The organism is Candidatus Rhabdochlamydia oedothoracis (genome assembly GCF_019453995.1).
GTDB classification, from domain to species: Bacteria; Chlamydiota; Chlamydiia; order Chlamydiales; family Rhabdochlamydiaceae; genus Rhabdochlamydia; species Rhabdochlamydia oedothoracis.
Genome location: NZ_CP075587.1, coordinates 1689853 through 1704049 on the forward strand (window position 1 = coordinate 1689853; position 14197 = coordinate 1704049).

Sequence of the window (14197 nt, forward strand, 5' to 3'; positions counted from 1 at the left end):
TCTTTGATTTCTTTTTACGTCTTTAAAAGCTCTAATACATCTTCCCAGGTGAGCTTTGCTATCACCTCATCATCGCAACTTACCACTTTCTTGACCAATCCTTTTTTTCTTCTCTGCATTTCTGCAATTTTTTCTTCAATGGTATCAAGCGCAATGAGCTTATAGGCCGAAACCGATTGCTTTTGCCCTAGTCTGTGCACTCTATCTGTTGCTTGATTTTCCAAAGCTGGGTTCCACCACATATCGTAATGAATGACAGTATCAGCTCCTATGAGATTTAAACCTGTTCCACCTGCTTTTAAAGAGACCAAAAATACAGAAATAGAAAGATCTTCATTGAACTTCTTAACAACCTCTAGGCGATTCTTACTAGATCCATCCAAGTATACGAAACGAATCCCTTTGGCGTCAAAATCTTCTCTCATGATTTGTAACATACGCGTGTATTGAGAAAAGATAACGGTTTTATGCTTACCTTCTATCAATGTTTGTAAGAGATCAAGCAGCATGTCATATTTAGCAGAATCACCGGGTTCTGCTTTCTCTTTTGCAAAAATCGCAGGATGGCAACAGATTTGCTTTAGCCTGGTAAGGGTTGCAAGAACATGAATTTGCACTCGATCAAAGCCATCTCTTTCTACTAACTTTACTAACTCATCACGAGCAGATTGCGCATAAGATCGATAGAGCTGTTGTTGCAATTCTGAAAGTTGACAATGGTAAATAATCTCTGATACAGGTGGTAGATCATCTAACACATCGCATTTCATCCTTCTTAAGATAAAAGGGGCCACTTTTTTGCGTAAATACTCTAAATTCTTAGCTTGTTCTTTGCCTGAAACACGGATGTATTTTTCTACAAACCTGTCATAGGTTCCTAAAAATCCAGGCATCAAGAAATCAAACAAACTCCAAAGCTCCTCTAAAGAGTTTTCAATCGGTGTTCCCGATAGAATTAATCTGTGATCCGCCGATACCATCTTAACCGATTTGGCATTTCGAGTACTTCGGTTCTTTATATGCTGTGCTTCATCTAAGATCAAATAAGAAAAGCTAGCTACTTTATAATGCTCAATGTCTTTTTGCAATAAGGTATAAGAAGTAATGATAATATCGTATTGATCTAACTGCCCAATCAATTTTTTCCGATTATTGGGGGCACCATCGACTACAATAGCTTTCATCTTAGGATTAAACTTGGACACTTCCTCTTTCCAATTATATAGTAGAGAAGTTGGGCAAATAATAAGAGAGGCTCGAGGATTTTTTGTTAAATGCTGTGTTAAAGCAACAATGGCCTGCAGGGTTTTACCAAGACCCATATCATCAGCAAGAATTCCATTTAAAAACATGGTTCTAAGCCTTTCTAACCAATGTACTCCTTCTAATTGATAAGCGCGCAGTGTAGCTTTTACAGAAGTCGGCACATTAGAAAAGATCAATTGTTTTTCACCAATCATCTGTTTGCGGATTTCTACCAACTGCTCCGTCATGGAAAATTCTACAGGTAAACCTTCAAATTGAGATCCATCGATATTAGCTAAGCTCCAAAGAGGTCTTTCCAGTTTATGGTTTTCAAGAACCTCTATACCCATCTCGTCAAATAACTGTACAACTGCATAAAGCCTATCTAGATCTAGAACTAAGATTTTAGGAATTTTATGACCTTCACTCCCTTTTTTTACACGGCATTTAGGTGAATCGAGCTCGATAAAAGATTTTCTAGACCCTACACATTCCCAGAGCTGATCGAGTTTAATTCCATTAAGAGAACCATTGACTCTTAGTGCAATCATATAAGTGCCAATCCGATCTGTATGAGACAAATCAATGACAAATTGTGTTTGATCATAGATAAATTGATCGAGTAAATTCTGTGGACAATTAAATTGCACTCTTTGTTGATATCGAGGAATAACATCCGTCATAAACTCAACAATCTTTTTCTCAGATTTCGAGATATACATCCCAGTATCCGGCTTAAAGAGAAAGTCCTGAAATAAATTTTCGATAATTTCTCTCTCTTCTACTAAATTACGAGCTAAAATCCCTTGCTCTGAAACAAAACAATTCACCGCTTTAAAGGTAAGTTGTGAGACCGCAACAGGAACTTTATGTCCATCATAATTGAAATGTAAACTAGCTTCTAACTCTCCATCCAAATAAGAAATATCACAAGTCGCTTCTAAGTTACCGACAAATGGTAAAGTAACAAAATCTTGCAGCGCTTCTTGATTAGCAATTTCCGCATAACGAGCCATTTGCGGTAGTGCATTTTCTACAAAAGTCCCAAATAACGGGGTCGGAATTGTCATATCCCGAATTTGCTTTAAGTTACGCAAATGCAGTCTTGTAATAGACTCAGGAAATCGGTAATAGACATTTTTATAAATCATTCCCGGTTTTGCACATTCAAAAAATCGAGATTCTTCCAATCCAATGGCATCACCTGCAACAAGGATGCGTGGATCGATTAAAATCTTAGAAGTAGGAGGAAGAATATATTGCAGGCAAAAGCGCAGCTGCGCTTGTGCTGGAGAAAAGCGTAAAGGCATTTCCATGGTAGCTTCATAGATTCCTGGCAAAAGAGGGGCTTCGTCTTCTTGCGACAATAAGCCAGATTTAGCCATTTTCTGTATGGCTATTTCATACGTTTTTGCCAAAATCATACCAAAGGTTTCTAAATCCAAATAAGCTATTCTTTGCGCTCTTTCTGTGTGATTGTTTTCATAAAAACGCGCTTGATCGCGTATAATTTGTACAATCTCTTGCTGCATTGCATCAAATGATTGCAAAGAGAAACAATAATTTTTGCCAGCAACACAGATGATTTCTTCATAACGCAATCTTTCTAAAAAGAACCTTGCATTTGGTACATATAAGGGCTTAGAGCGATAAGGAAGGCGCAGAGCAATCTGTATCTCTATAATCTTATTGTCTTCTTCTAAAACAGGATTAAAGATAAGAGCAAAATCTGCTTTATCTAACTCTTGTTTTTGATAAGACCTAAAAAAGGGAGAAATGGCAAGATGTCCAGAAGCTACCGCATATTCTTGCAGAACCTGTTTTTGATGTTGTTCTTCTTGTTGCTGAAAAATCTTGCTTTCTGCTTGCTTAATTTTTTCTAATAATTGCTCTTGCTCTACTTTGTCGATTCCAATCGTTGCTCCTAATTGCTTCAAATTATTTTCTTTGGAAAAAGCAACCAAAATAGAATCGAGATTCTCTTCTAAATAAAAAATAAGTGCGGCTAGATGTTGACAATCATAATTGTAGGGACAGTCGCAATTAGAGTCTCTAGTTTCACATTCTAATCGATCAATTTCAATCTCGCTTTCATAGCAATTATCATATTGTCCCATCACCTTGGCGGAAATTCGCATTGTCTTTGAGTCTAAATGTAAGAGCTTAGCCGATACGACTTTTTGCTTTTCGTAAAGCTCACGCCCTTCTTTCACAATTGCAGAAGAAAAATCCTGCTTTAATTTTCGAAAATTCAACATAAATAGTGCAATTGATTAATGATTCCTAAAATCTAACCGAATCTAGTTTATTAATTTATATAGAAAACTTTTTTATATATGTAAATCCATTCGGGTTTTCCATGCTTTTACCTTTTTCTTTTAACCTATGCAAGAAAAATTGCGGTTAATCTTTAAGATTTGCCAAAATGCACATGTCTTATCTCTTGTGTATTATAAAAGGAAACAAAGAATAAAAAGAACGACTCCCCTACCTTATCCTTCACATTTCTTTAAACAAGTCTTCAAGAGTAACCTGATTTGTTACAATCTCTTCAGATTGCACAAAGAATCGTGGTTATATGCGATAATGCTGCCTACTTAGGTCAAAAATCGTTGCAAATTACCTAAAAACATCCAGAGTAGAAATCAAATTCTTGCCTCCTTATTCTCCCGATCTCAATCTGATTGAACGCCTTTGGCGATTCATGAATAAAAAAGTTCTCAATAATCGATATTATGAAAAATTCTTAGAGCCTGTTTAAAATCTTTTCGATTTAGAAATAGCCAAAAGAAATACACTTCATACTTTTACAGTTATTCCCAAAAGATGGGTTGTAGAGCGTTCTTTTGCGTGGATAGAAAAATGTCGCAGGCTATGGAAAAATTGCGAAAGAAAACTACATACAAGCCTGAATATGGTGATTCTTGCTTTTATTGCTCTACTTTTGAAAAGATTTTAAACAGGATCTTAGAGAACTCGTTTGTTTTTAAATTAAGATTTAACTAAGCAAAATTATCCTAGATAAAAGAGGCTGGAATTCTTCTCGATATTTAGGAATGTTTTCAAAAAAGGCATAAATTGCCGCCTTGAAATCTAAGAGCCTGTTTAAAATCTTTTCAAAAGTAGAGCAATAAAAGCAAGAATCACCATATTCAGGCTTGTATGTAGTTTTCTTTCGCAATTTTTCCATAGCCTGCGACATTTTTCTATCCACGCAAAAGAACGCTCTACAACCCATCTTTTGGGAATAACTGTAAAAGTATGAAGTGTATTTCTTTTAGCTATTTCTACTATATACTAGTTTGATTTCAAATTAAGAATTGCATAAATAGATTTTTTTGAAAAAACTACTCTATCTTGCAAGAAGATGTTATCTTTTGTATAAAAATGTTTATATATTCAAACTCTTAATTTAAATGTAAACGAGTATACATCCTAATATCTCCTGCACACTCTTTGCAAATTTTTCTCCAGAATATCCTCCATCTGCTAAAACATTTTTTACACCGAACAAATGGTTTTTATACGAGAAATATCGCTTGGATAAGAGCGGGTCATAACTACCTCCAAAGGTTTTATGAAAACTATCATTATACCTTAATGAGAAGATTTTAAACAGGCTCTTAAAAGGGAAGCATATGGTTTTCGTGATCAAGAATACTTCAAACTAAAATTATACAATTTTCATAAGAAAAAATGCCAAATTAGTGGGGTAAGCCAATGTCATAATGGGAAATTATGTATGAAAGAGCTACCCCCAATTCTTCTCAAGAACCTAAAAATTTAAAGGTAGTGAAACAAGAGTGTTTAGGCTATGTGATTGAATCTTTCTTAGTACATAAGTCGCTTATAATTAATAATATGTATTTTTTTTAACAATAAGCAACTAATAAACAGAAGATTAGATGTAAATAATAATAAAACTTATTAATTAAATTATTTTATTTTAGTTAATTAACAATAAATAAATATTAATCCTATAAAATAGATGTAAATAGGAGAATAAATATATGAAGATCCATAACAATACAGCCCAAGTTGTTACTAACAACCTCTCTAGCCATGGAGGTTATGAAACCCCTCCTAGCACCAATCGGGTGGAAGAAGTAGCCTTTGATGTTGTATTTTCACAGGAACCTTTACCAGGCAAAGAAAAACTACGCTTTAAGCTAAAACAGTGTGGAAAAACCGGCTCTCAATATTATACAATAGTTAAATGGAGGGGCAAAAGATACCGCATCACCGTACATGATAATAAGAGAAAGCTAGCTTACTCAGAAGCAGATTGGCAACGAATAGAGCATCGAACCATTAAAGTATTAAATAAAGTTCAAAGAGAACATTTTTTTAGAGGAACTCTACAACTGCACGCTAAAACTAAAAAGAAATGGAAAGTCTATAAAAATAAATCTTCTCATATAAAGTGCTCTGTAAACAAAAAAGTTATTAGAGAATTTAAAAATTTACTTGAAAACCAGATCAAATCTACAAATATTTTACCTGCCACAAAAGCTCCCGTCAAAAGAAAAGCTTCAAATTTAGCAGCTTTAGACATCCCCTTCAAACAGGTAAAAAAAGAAGAAGCTTCTTTCCCTAAGAAAATTATTGAAAAAATTAAAAACTCTCTTTCCTACTTAAAATCGAATACAGATGAAGATACTGAAAAAACAGAAAGAAAAAAGGGACTTTTTAAGCAAGCTAAAAACTATTTCTTCCCTTCAAATGACCATGATAATTTTGACGATCTTGCTAGCAGTGACACAGCTAGCATAAGATCCTTTGAGGAATCAGATAACCGCCGAGAAGGTGATTTTGACGATAATACAAGCCTAGGTGGTATAACAGTTGCATCAAGTCATATATCTAGCGATAGCGGTTCTTCTTATTCTCCAAAAATCTCTCCAGAAAAAAAATAGAATTTTAAAAAACCCACTTTACTTATTTCATAAAGCTAAAGCGGGTTTCTTTTTTTAAATTCTATTTTTTTAATCGCAACACTTGCTGCAAAAAAATTCTATGGATATACTCTTTATCCTCTGTACAAGCGGGTGTAGCTCAGCGGTAGAGCATCACGTTGCCAACGTGAGGGTCGTGAGTTCGAGCCTCATCACCCGCTATTTTTTTAATACCTGCGGGTGTAGCTCAGCGGTAGAGCATCACGTTGCCAACGTGAGGGTCGTGAGTTCGAACCTCATCACCCGCTATACAATTTAAATTTAAAGGAGCGATTTACAATGGATAAAGCAACAGCAGAGCCCAGGCAGTTGATAAATGAGTATGTGCGTTTTACCATTCACAATAAGCCCTCTTGTATTGTTGAATTTGATGTTGAAGCTTTAAAACCATTGATACAAGCGACTTATAAAAAAGCGCTTAAGAAAGTAGGGAAAAGCGTTGCTCTGCCTCGCTTTCGAAAAGGAAAAGCTCCTGATAACCTCATTGAAAAAAACTTCCCCGATGAAATCAAAAAACAATGGCACCAAGAAATTGCCAATGCTGCTTTTCAAGAGTGCCAGAAGCTCGCTAGTATTCCTATGCTACACAAAGAAGCCAAAGTCTCTTATAGCATGAAAAATCATTCATCTCATGGGGCTCTCTTAGCGCTCTCTTTTGAAACCGAACCGACGCTTCCTTTTATAGATCCCAAAGAAATCCAGTTAAAAAGCGTGAAAAAACCGGAAGTAACCCCTGAAAAAATTACTGAAACTATCCGTCAAACGCAATTCTTCTTTGCTAAATGGAACAAAATAACCGATCGTCCTGTCCAGGAAAATGACTTTGTAACTTTAGATGTAGATCTGGTTGAAGAAGGAACTCCCTTATTTTCCAATACGCGTTTCGAGGTAAATGCAAAGGGGATGGCTGAGTGGATGCTACCCCTTGTCCTTGGCAAAAACATCTCTGATACAACTGAGGGCGTAAGTGTTCCCGATCAAAATGCGTCTCAGGAGGAAAAAGAAGAACTAAAACCGAAAAAAACGCGGATTACGATTAAATCTATTGATTTAGCAACATTGCCTCCTATTGATGAAAAGTTTGCTAAACTACTTGGGGTCTCTTCTGTTGAAGAACTACATCAACGAGTAGAAGAATTATTAAATAAGCAGGCTGATGCACACGTTCAAGAAGCTCTGCGTGAACAAGTAACAGAGATTTTATTAAAGCAATTTCCTTTTGATTTACCTGTGACGCTGGTTCAGAAAGAAGTCGAATTTAGAATTCAGCAGTTAGCTCAAAATGCTGATTTTAAAAGCTATTGGGATAATTTGAAAGCAGAAGAGCGCAAAAAAATGTTTGAAACAATCCAACAACAATCGGAAAAAGCTGTTCGAATGTTTTATTTATGCCGTAAAATTGTAGACGAAGCAAATATTCGGATTGCTGCAGAAGACATCCCCTCTGCTGCCTCTACCCCACTTGAAATTTTACTTAATCCCCAAAATACTAATCACTCTAATCATCCTGAAATTGAACATGCGGAAGCATATTCTCGCTTGATCTTAGAAAAGGCAGAAGACTGGATTATTAAATATGCAAAGTTTTAAGTTAAGCTAGTTCAACTTGCAGATTATCTTTTCATTGAGCAATACTAGATAATTCACATTAACCGCTTTTGAGGTCTATCGTATGAATGTTCCATATGTGATTGAAGATACAGGCCGTGGCGAGCGCGCCATGGATATTTTTTCCCGTTTATTAAAAGACAGAATTGTTTTTATAGGCACAGAGATTACAGATCAAGTAGCTGATGTAATCATTGCCCAAATGCTTTTTTTACGTGCTGAAGACCCTAAAAAAGCTATAAGTATCTACATAAATTCTCCAGGCGGTTATATCTCGGCTGGATTAGCAATTTATGACACCATGATGTTTATGGATTATGAAATTAATACTTACTGTATAGGACAATCTTGTTCTATGGCAGCTCTTCTTCTAGCTGCTGGCACTAAAGGCAAACGATTTGCATTACCTCACAGTCGAATTATGATTCACCAGCCTATGGGTGGTATTGGTGGTTCTTCTGCTGATATTGCTATTCAAGCTAAAGAAATTATTGAACTTAAAAGAATTTGCTCTAAGCTTTTAGCACAACTTACAGGTCAAGATATTGCTAAAATCGTTGAAGACTCTGAACGGGATTTTTTTATGAATCCAGAAGAAGCAAAAGAATATGGTCTCATTGACAAAATAGCTACACAACCACAAAAAACTCCAGCGACAAAACAAGAATAAAAACCGAGATTTTTAAGAGTTATGACAAAAAAAGAAAAAAATGGCGCCCACTGCTCTTTTTGCGGCCGCCCAGAAGAAGCTGTGGAGAAACTGATATCTGGTCCTGAATCCTACATTTGTGATAAATGTGTGCGCCTGTGCATTGAAATTGTCGATAAAAAGCCAATTCATCATGAGCTAAAGATACTAAAACCAAAAGAGATTAAAGCTTCTTTGGATGCTTATGTCATTGGCCAAGAAAGAGCCAAAAAGACCATTTCGGTTGCTGTTTATAATCATTATAAAAGGATTCGCTCTTTGCAAAAGGAGAGTGAAATCGAATATAGTAAATCCAATGTTTTATTGTTAGGGCCTACGGGATCTGGAAAAACTCTCATTGCGCGTACTTTGGCCAATATCCTAGATGTACCTTTTGCGATTGCAGATGCTACTACTTTAACCGAAGCTGGTTATGTAGGTGAGGATGTAGAGAATATCATTTTACGTCTTGTACAAGCAGCAGATTATGATATTGCACGTGCTGAACAGGGCATTATTTATGTAGATGAAATCGATAAGGTTCGCAAAACAACTGGTAATGTTTCTATTACACGTGATGTATCTGGAGAAGGAGTGCAACAAGCCCTTTTAAAAATTGTAGAAGGTACCATTGCCAATGTCCCTCCTAAAGGAGGAAGAAAACATCCTAATCAAGAGTATATTCGTGTAAATACACAAAACATTCTGTTTATTGTGGGTGGTGCCTTTGTGCATCTTGAAAAAATTATCGCTAAAAGGCTTGGTAAGAGTACAATTGGTTTCGATGTAGGAGAAGCGCGTGTATTTGATACCAATGAAATCAATTATCTGCTTTCCAAAGTAGAACCCGAGGACCTCATTCAATTTGGCATGATCCCAGAATTTGTAGGCCGCTTTAATAGCATTGCTAATTGTAATGAGTTAACCATTCAAGACCTTGTTGACATTCTGATTAAACCGAAAAATGCTATTATCAAGCAATATCAATATCTGTTTGCAGAAGAAAATGTCTCTTTAAAATTTACAGATGATGGTCTAAGAGCTATGGCTGAAAAAGCAAAGAAAACAGGAACAGGAGCTCGTGCTTTAAGAATGATTGTAGAAAGTCTTTTATTAGAGTTAATGTTTGATATTCCATCGGATCCAACCATTAAAGAAATCATCGTCGATGAAGAATGCATTACTTCTCAGAAAAAGCCTAAAGTAATTCGCTTGCAAACCAGTTAAAATAAGGCAGGCTGACCTGCCTTTATTTTTTTATCTTGTCTGATGTTGTACCATTACAGAAAGCTCTTCTTTACCCGCCCTAGCGCTTTCCTGCCCAGAGGCACTAAAGGAGCTAATAAACTGCATTTGAGCTTGCAGTTCAACTACTTTTTGTTGCGACATCCCCTGTCCTAATTGTTGCGCAGCATTGATATCTTGCACCCACATGCTTAAATAATCAACAATACCTTTATCATCGGTATCGTGATTCTTTTCATAGAATTGCTTGGCTAGCCAAACAACGTCTCCTTGTAGCGTTCCTGTTTGATCTTTCTGAAAGGAGGTATCGCCTTGCCATTTTTTAATATCGTCTGAAAATTTAAAGTCTCCTATTTTAGTGTCAAAATCATCTATAACCCCCTCTATAGCCGTTACAATGGGCCTAAAATCGGGTTGAGTTTTAGATGCATCTTTCAGGTTTTCATAATCTTCTACGAGCTTATTATAGGACTTTTGTATTTCGATGAGATGTTTCCCATCAAATTTATTCCAATCTTCTTGGGTTACTTCTTTTTTAGGTCCTAATTGATTTTGTATCTTGCTAAGAGAGGTACTTAAGGAGAGCAAATCGCTCATAACAGAGCTGAGCTTATCTGTTTCGTGAGTAATGCGTAAAATTCTTGTAGAAACATCGTCCATAGCTTTAGTATAAATGATTAAAACAATGAGGGTCATAGAAACCCCATCTGCTTTCATTCGATCTACAAGATCTTCCCATTGAGATTTGCTAATGTTTGTATCTTTAGATACTTGTCTATTGCTAGAATGTGCAATAGTAGAAGGAATCCCATTGATAATATGAGTCATGAAATATTCTTCTTTGGTTTATAAATAGAAAAAAGCCCTTAGAAACCTAAAGGCTTTTGCATAAGAGGCTTCTTTTAAGCTCTATGAAATAATTTTACCATTTCGCTAATGGTATCTTCTGCTGCTGATACAGCATTTACCAAAGTTCGATACATACTGAGCTTCTGATTAGCTTGGCTAGTAACCACTTTATCTTTAGCAGTAAGAAAATCTAAGCAGCTAAGAATCTTAGGATCATTTTTTAGTGCTTGTTGATCTTTATTTATCGACTCTTTCTCACCATTTAAACGACCTTGATTAAGCTTTAAATCTATCCATACCACACCTTTGCCTATTTCTAAGGCTCCTAAAGCTATATCTAAGCCTAATATTTCAAAATAAGCCCCAATGCGCGCAAAGAAAGAACCATGTTTTAAGGTATCTTCCGTAGCAGCTAGCTTTTGTACTAAAGCTGCAATTTTGCTGTCTAAATCAGCCATTGCCTTTGTATCTTGCTTTATACCTTCTCTAGTCTCTTTCAAATTTTCTTCATCTTGCTTAAGCTTATTCACCAGATCTTGGTTTGGTTTATAGCTATTAACTGATTCTAGTTCGCCTTTTACATAGTCATTTACATCTGCACCTAAATCTTGAGTAGCTAAATGGCTTAAAAAATTCTTCACCGCATTTAATCCACTTAAACGATCAGCTGCTGAGTTTTCAATGTCTTGTAAGGCTTCAATAATCGCCTTTTTTACCATCTCTTGTTCTATATCTGTATGGGATGCCTTTTCAGCATTACCACTTACTTTACTTTCCATCTCAGCTACTAGAGCTAAGACATTTCCTTTTATTGCTTCTACCATAATATTACCTTAATTTATTATACTTATTAAATTTTATTAAAAACCAAAATTTTCAAATTAACTTAATTTATCAAATATCACATTTTACAAATAACAGACAATTAAAAAGCTTTTTCATGTATTTCTGCAAATTCTTCTAAATACCGCCAAACCTCTTCTTCTATTCGACTTCTATGCATTTTAGTAAGCGGCACTTTAAATTGAGGTCCTATACATTTTAAATTTTTTCTCAAGTCATCAAATTTATAGATAACCACATAATTTTCTTGCGCATCTCCCTTATGCAAATCGCAAAACAGTCTACGATGATAAAGATCTTTCATTTGGTCTTTAAAATCTATCTGGTCTAGCCCTTGACACCTTTCCCCAAAAGCTTGGATATGCTGCAGGGCAAATTTTAATTCTTTTGCACGGCAATGAAACCCAGAAATCCTACCTTCTCCAAAATCTACCTCAATATAGCCTTCCTCTTTATCCTGATCCCAATTACATTCAAGGATCTCAAAACAGGCTAAATGAAGTTGCGCTTGTATTTCTAAACTCAATTGTCTCTCCTTTAAGCTCTAGAAGAAGCTACGTTTAATGCGTACATATCAATGCTCAAGAGTTTATCAACTGTTTGATTCACACTATGGCGAGTTGCTTCTTGAGTTTGATGGTTATGCTCAAATGACCCATTGGCAGCATCATTGCTAGCTTTTTGCGCCTGAGTACCGCCATCTATCATATGCAATAAACCGCCTAATCCTGATAGAACTTGACCTATTCCATAGTGTTTCTGATGATTATGGCTTATGTCTTCTCGGTCGGTAGCATATTTATGCTTTAAGGCATCTTTTTGGGCATGTAGAGCATCTACATCTATTCTCTCTTGGCTAATTGGAGCCTGAGGGACGGCATCAACTTGCTGAATTTGTACGACAATTCCGTCTTCTTCCACTTCGTTTATCACTGGGACAGGTTCAATAGATGTGTTAGCGCTATTTATCTGGCTGTCAAGGTTAGTATCATTTTCTTCAAAAGCAGTTCTTAACGCTCCCATTTCACCAGCTGTGTTAAAAGCAGCGCTTACTTGGTAACCCCCTCCTCCTACTTGGAATGCACCTACACCAGCTTGGATAAAGCCACTTGTTTGCACGCTACTTGCTGCATCAAATCCAAATTTAAGCTGTGACACTGAGGTTTTAGCTTGGGCTAAAGAAATAACCTCTCTCAGCTTATTTAAAGTATCTGACATTTGAACCATAAACGCAGACACCACTTTCTGCATAAGCTGAGGATATTTCACCCAATCTATACTGTTTAAGCCTTGATCAAATTGACTATTTATTGTGTTGCTCATATTATCTACCTATTATTTTTTGATTTGCTATTTGACCTTCATTAGAGATCATTTGAGCGATATCGCCCCCTACTTTAATCTGCGTTTCACTTTCGTGCTTGAGCGAATCAAAGTTGGTTTTAATATTGTGATTTATTGACTCCACACCGCCCTTATTGATAGCTATTTGGCTATCTAAGCCTGCTTTATAACTTTGTGTTCCTGCTGTTGCAGATCCTAATGTTACTTGTGCGCCTGCAGAAGAGAAAGAAGTTGCTGTTGCTAAACCTTCGCTTAATCCGGCAGTGGCAACGCCAACACCCAAAATAAGTGGGGTTAATACGATGGTTAGAATTTGGATCCAATCCATAGCTTTTACCACTTTAAGCATCTCATCGCCTCTTATTACGCTACCATGTGCAAAATCAGACTCTACATTAGAGAAAGACTGGCTAGCTTGCATTTGGCTGATCTGTGCGCTTATCTGCTCACTCATTAATTGAGAGAGCAGATTTGCTTTTGCTATAGTACCTATTGCCATGTTAGCCTCCTTTTACCTTGCTAACTGAAAACGAGACATTTGTCCCCATTCCGATATAATCTGTGAAGCCTGCTGACCTTGTTGTGTATTGCTACTTGAAGCATTTACAATGTTCAACTGCGTACCGGTTTGAATATTTTGGTTAGCTTTTTGTGCAAGCAGGTTCCAAAAGCTATTCAAAATACTGATCTGAGCAAGTTTTGCTTGATCAGGGCCTTCTTGAGTAACAGGCCCTAAACCAGCTCCTTCTGGATTAGTCATAGCTGGAACGACAAACCCTAAAGAGACACCTGTTCCGGCAAAAGCACCTGCTCCGGCTAGCGTATAACCACTAGCTGTTGCCATAGCTCCTTCCGTAGCTAATAATCCAGTTGTAGCTGCTCCTTCTGTGGCTAGTAACCCGGCTCCTGCTGCAGTACCAATTCCTGTAAAGAGCAAGGCAAATCCAATGATAGCAAGAAGAGCAAAGCCGATAATCGCTCCGATATTTGCATGACGCCCTTGCGTAGATTCATTAGCAATTTTCTTCTGTTCTTTAGCGGAATCTTCTAATAAAAGATTTTGTACGTGTTGCTGATCCATCCAACCCGCTTCTAATTTGTCGTTTTGATCCATTTGATTTTGAGCAAATGCGATATAAAGCATTAAGATGTTTGTTACTCGTGGATCAAAACCTGATTTTTTAACAGCTGTTTTCATTTCGCTTAAAATGGCTCTTACTTTCTCTTTTAAAAGAGACTCTTCTCCCTTTTCTAAATAATTTAATCTAATAGCATCCGCAGGAAGCATGCCTTTATGCTTTTTATTCTTTACTTCTGAAACTACAGAAGAGTTTTTAGGTTTTAGGTCGTTAGAAGGTAAAATTCCATCTACTTTAACGCTATTTATTTGTATTTTTTCTATCATATTATTTCTCCTTAT

At 36.3% G+C, this 14197-nt stretch carries 12 protein-coding genes, 2 tRNA genes and 2 pseudogenes; 8 read left to right on the top strand and 8 right to left on the bottom strand.

The window, feature by feature from the left end:
* Window positions 1-14: 14 nt before the first annotated feature.
* Window positions 15-3503, bottom strand: coding sequence for a DEAD/DEAH box helicase (locus tag RHABOEDO_RS09315; RefSeq protein WP_215217394.1), 3489 nt, complete (start codon window positions 3501-3503; stop codon window positions 15-17).
* 395 nt (window positions 3504-3898) lie between these two features.
* Between RHABOEDO_RS09315 and RHABOEDO_RS11010 the strand changes: the two genes are divergently transcribed.
* Window positions 3899-4006 (top strand): transposase, encoded by a 108-nt coding sequence (locus RHABOEDO_RS11010; protein ID WP_434062172.1) that lies wholly within the window; start codon window positions 3899-3901, stop codon window positions 4004-4006.
* A 12-nt stretch (window positions 4007-4018) separates the two neighbouring features.
* Window positions 4019-4204, top strand: a pseudogene (locus tag RHABOEDO_RS09325) (transposase); the annotation flags it as partial.
* A gap of 146 nt (window positions 4205-4350) precedes the next feature.
* Here RHABOEDO_RS09325 and RHABOEDO_RS09330 read toward each other — a convergent pair.
* Window positions 4351-4536: pseudogene (locus RHABOEDO_RS09330) on the bottom strand (transposase); the annotation flags it as partial.
* 719 nt (window positions 4537-5255) lie between these two features.
* Here RHABOEDO_RS09330 and RHABOEDO_RS09335 point away from each other — a divergent pair.
* From RHABOEDO_RS09335 to clpX, 6 genes are all read left to right on the top strand, one after another.
* Complete coding sequence (locus RHABOEDO_RS09335; protein WP_220017583.1) at window positions 5256-6161, top strand: hypothetical protein; 906 nt, start codon at window positions 5256-5258, stop codon at window positions 6159-6161.
* A gap of 128 nt (window positions 6162-6289) precedes the next feature.
* A tRNA-Gly gene (locus RHABOEDO_RS09340) sits at window positions 6290-6361 on the top strand.
* Between the two features lie 15 nt (window positions 6362-6376).
* Window positions 6377-6448 (top strand) — tRNA-Gly (locus RHABOEDO_RS09345).
* A gap of 31 nt (window positions 6449-6479) precedes the next feature.
* Entirely contained in the window at window positions 6480-7790 is a 1311-nt protein-coding gene (locus tag RHABOEDO_RS09350; RefSeq protein WP_215217066.1) for a trigger factor, read from the top strand.
* Between the two features lie 82 nt (window positions 7791-7872).
* Window positions 7873-8478, top strand: a complete 606-nt coding sequence (locus RHABOEDO_RS09355; protein WP_215217065.1) for an ATP-dependent Clp protease proteolytic subunit — start codon at window positions 7873-7875, stop codon at window positions 8476-8478.
* Between the two features lie 21 nt (window positions 8479-8499).
* Window positions 8500-9723: an ATP-dependent Clp protease ATP-binding subunit ClpX gene (gene clpX, locus RHABOEDO_RS09360; protein WP_215217064.1), complete on the top strand. Its 1224-nt coding sequence runs from the start codon at window positions 8500-8502 to the stop codon at window positions 9721-9723.
* 30 nt (window positions 9724-9753) lie between these two features.
* On the opposite strand, the gene RHABOEDO_RS09365 is transcribed toward clpX, so the two are convergent.
* From RHABOEDO_RS09365 to RHABOEDO_RS09390, 6 genes are all read right to left on the bottom strand, one after another.
* Window positions 9754-10569 (bottom strand): hypothetical protein, encoded by an 816-nt coding sequence (locus RHABOEDO_RS09365; RefSeq protein WP_215217063.1) that lies wholly within the window; start codon window positions 10567-10569, stop codon window positions 9754-9756.
* A gap of 74 nt (window positions 10570-10643) precedes the next feature.
* The gene (locus RHABOEDO_RS09370; RefSeq protein WP_215217062.1) at window positions 10644-11414 is read right to left on the bottom strand and encodes a hypothetical protein; all 771 of its coding nucleotides are present in this window, start codon (window positions 11412-11414) and stop codon (window positions 10644-10646) included.
* A 101-nt stretch (window positions 11415-11515) separates the two neighbouring features.
* The gene (locus RHABOEDO_RS09375) at window positions 11516-11959 is read right to left on the bottom strand and encodes a hypothetical protein (RefSeq protein ID WP_215217061.1); all 444 of its coding nucleotides are present in this window, start codon (window positions 11957-11959) and stop codon (window positions 11516-11518) included.
* Between the two features lie 11 nt (window positions 11960-11970).
* The gene (locus RHABOEDO_RS09380; RefSeq protein ID WP_215217060.1) at window positions 11971-12756 is read right to left on the bottom strand and encodes a hypothetical protein; all 786 of its coding nucleotides are present in this window, start codon (window positions 12754-12756) and stop codon (window positions 11971-11973) included.
* A 1-nt stretch (window position 12757) separates the two neighbouring features.
* Window positions 12758-13276 (bottom strand): hypothetical protein, encoded by a 519-nt coding sequence (locus RHABOEDO_RS09385; protein WP_215217059.1) that lies wholly within the window; start codon window positions 13274-13276, stop codon window positions 12758-12760.
* A gap of 12 nt (window positions 13277-13288) precedes the next feature.
* Window positions 13289-14182, bottom strand: a complete 894-nt coding sequence (locus RHABOEDO_RS09390) for a hypothetical protein (protein ID WP_215217058.1) — start codon at window positions 14180-14182, stop codon at window positions 13289-13291.
* Between the last annotated feature and the right edge of the window lie 15 nt (window positions 14183-14197).

What these genes read in the sequence shown, in the direction of transcription:
- RHABOEDO_RS09315 (WP_215217394.1), bottom strand. Translation starts at nt 3,503, where the DNA reads ATGTTGAATTTTCGAAAATTAAAGCAGGATTTTTCTTCTGCAATTGTG.
- RHABOEDO_RS09335 (WP_220017583.1), top strand. Translation starts at nt 5,256, where the DNA reads ATGAAGATCCATAACAATACAGCCCAAGTTGTTACTAACAACCTCTCT.
- RHABOEDO_RS09350 (WP_215217066.1), top strand. Translation starts at nt 6,480, where the DNA reads ATGGATAAAGCAACAGCAGAGCCCAGGCAGTTGATAAATGAGTATGTG.
- RHABOEDO_RS09355 (WP_215217065.1), top strand. Translation starts at nt 7,873, where the DNA reads ATGAATGTTCCATATGTGATTGAAGATACAGGCCGTGGCGAGCGCGCC.
- clpX (WP_215217064.1), top strand. Translation starts at nt 8,500, where the DNA reads ATGACAAAAAAAGAAAAAAATGGCGCCCACTGCTCTTTTTGCGGCCGC.
- RHABOEDO_RS09365 (WP_215217063.1), bottom strand. Translation starts at nt 10,569, where the DNA reads ATGACTCATATTATCAATGGGATTCCTTCTACTATTGCACATTCTAGC.
- RHABOEDO_RS09370 (WP_215217062.1), bottom strand. Translation starts at nt 11,414, where the DNA reads ATGGTAGAAGCAATAAAAGGAAATGTCTTAGCTCTAGTAGCTGAGATG.
- RHABOEDO_RS09380 (WP_215217060.1), bottom strand. Translation starts at nt 12,756, where the DNA reads ATGAGCAACACAATAAATAGTCAATTTGATCAAGGCTTAAACAGTATA.
- RHABOEDO_RS09385 (WP_215217059.1), bottom strand. Translation starts at nt 13,276, where the DNA reads ATGGCAATAGGTACTATAGCAAAAGCAAATCTGCTCTCTCAATTAATG.
- RHABOEDO_RS09390 (WP_215217058.1), bottom strand. Translation starts at nt 14,182, where the DNA reads ATGATAGAAAAAATACAAATAAATAGCGTTAAAGTAGATGGAATTTTA.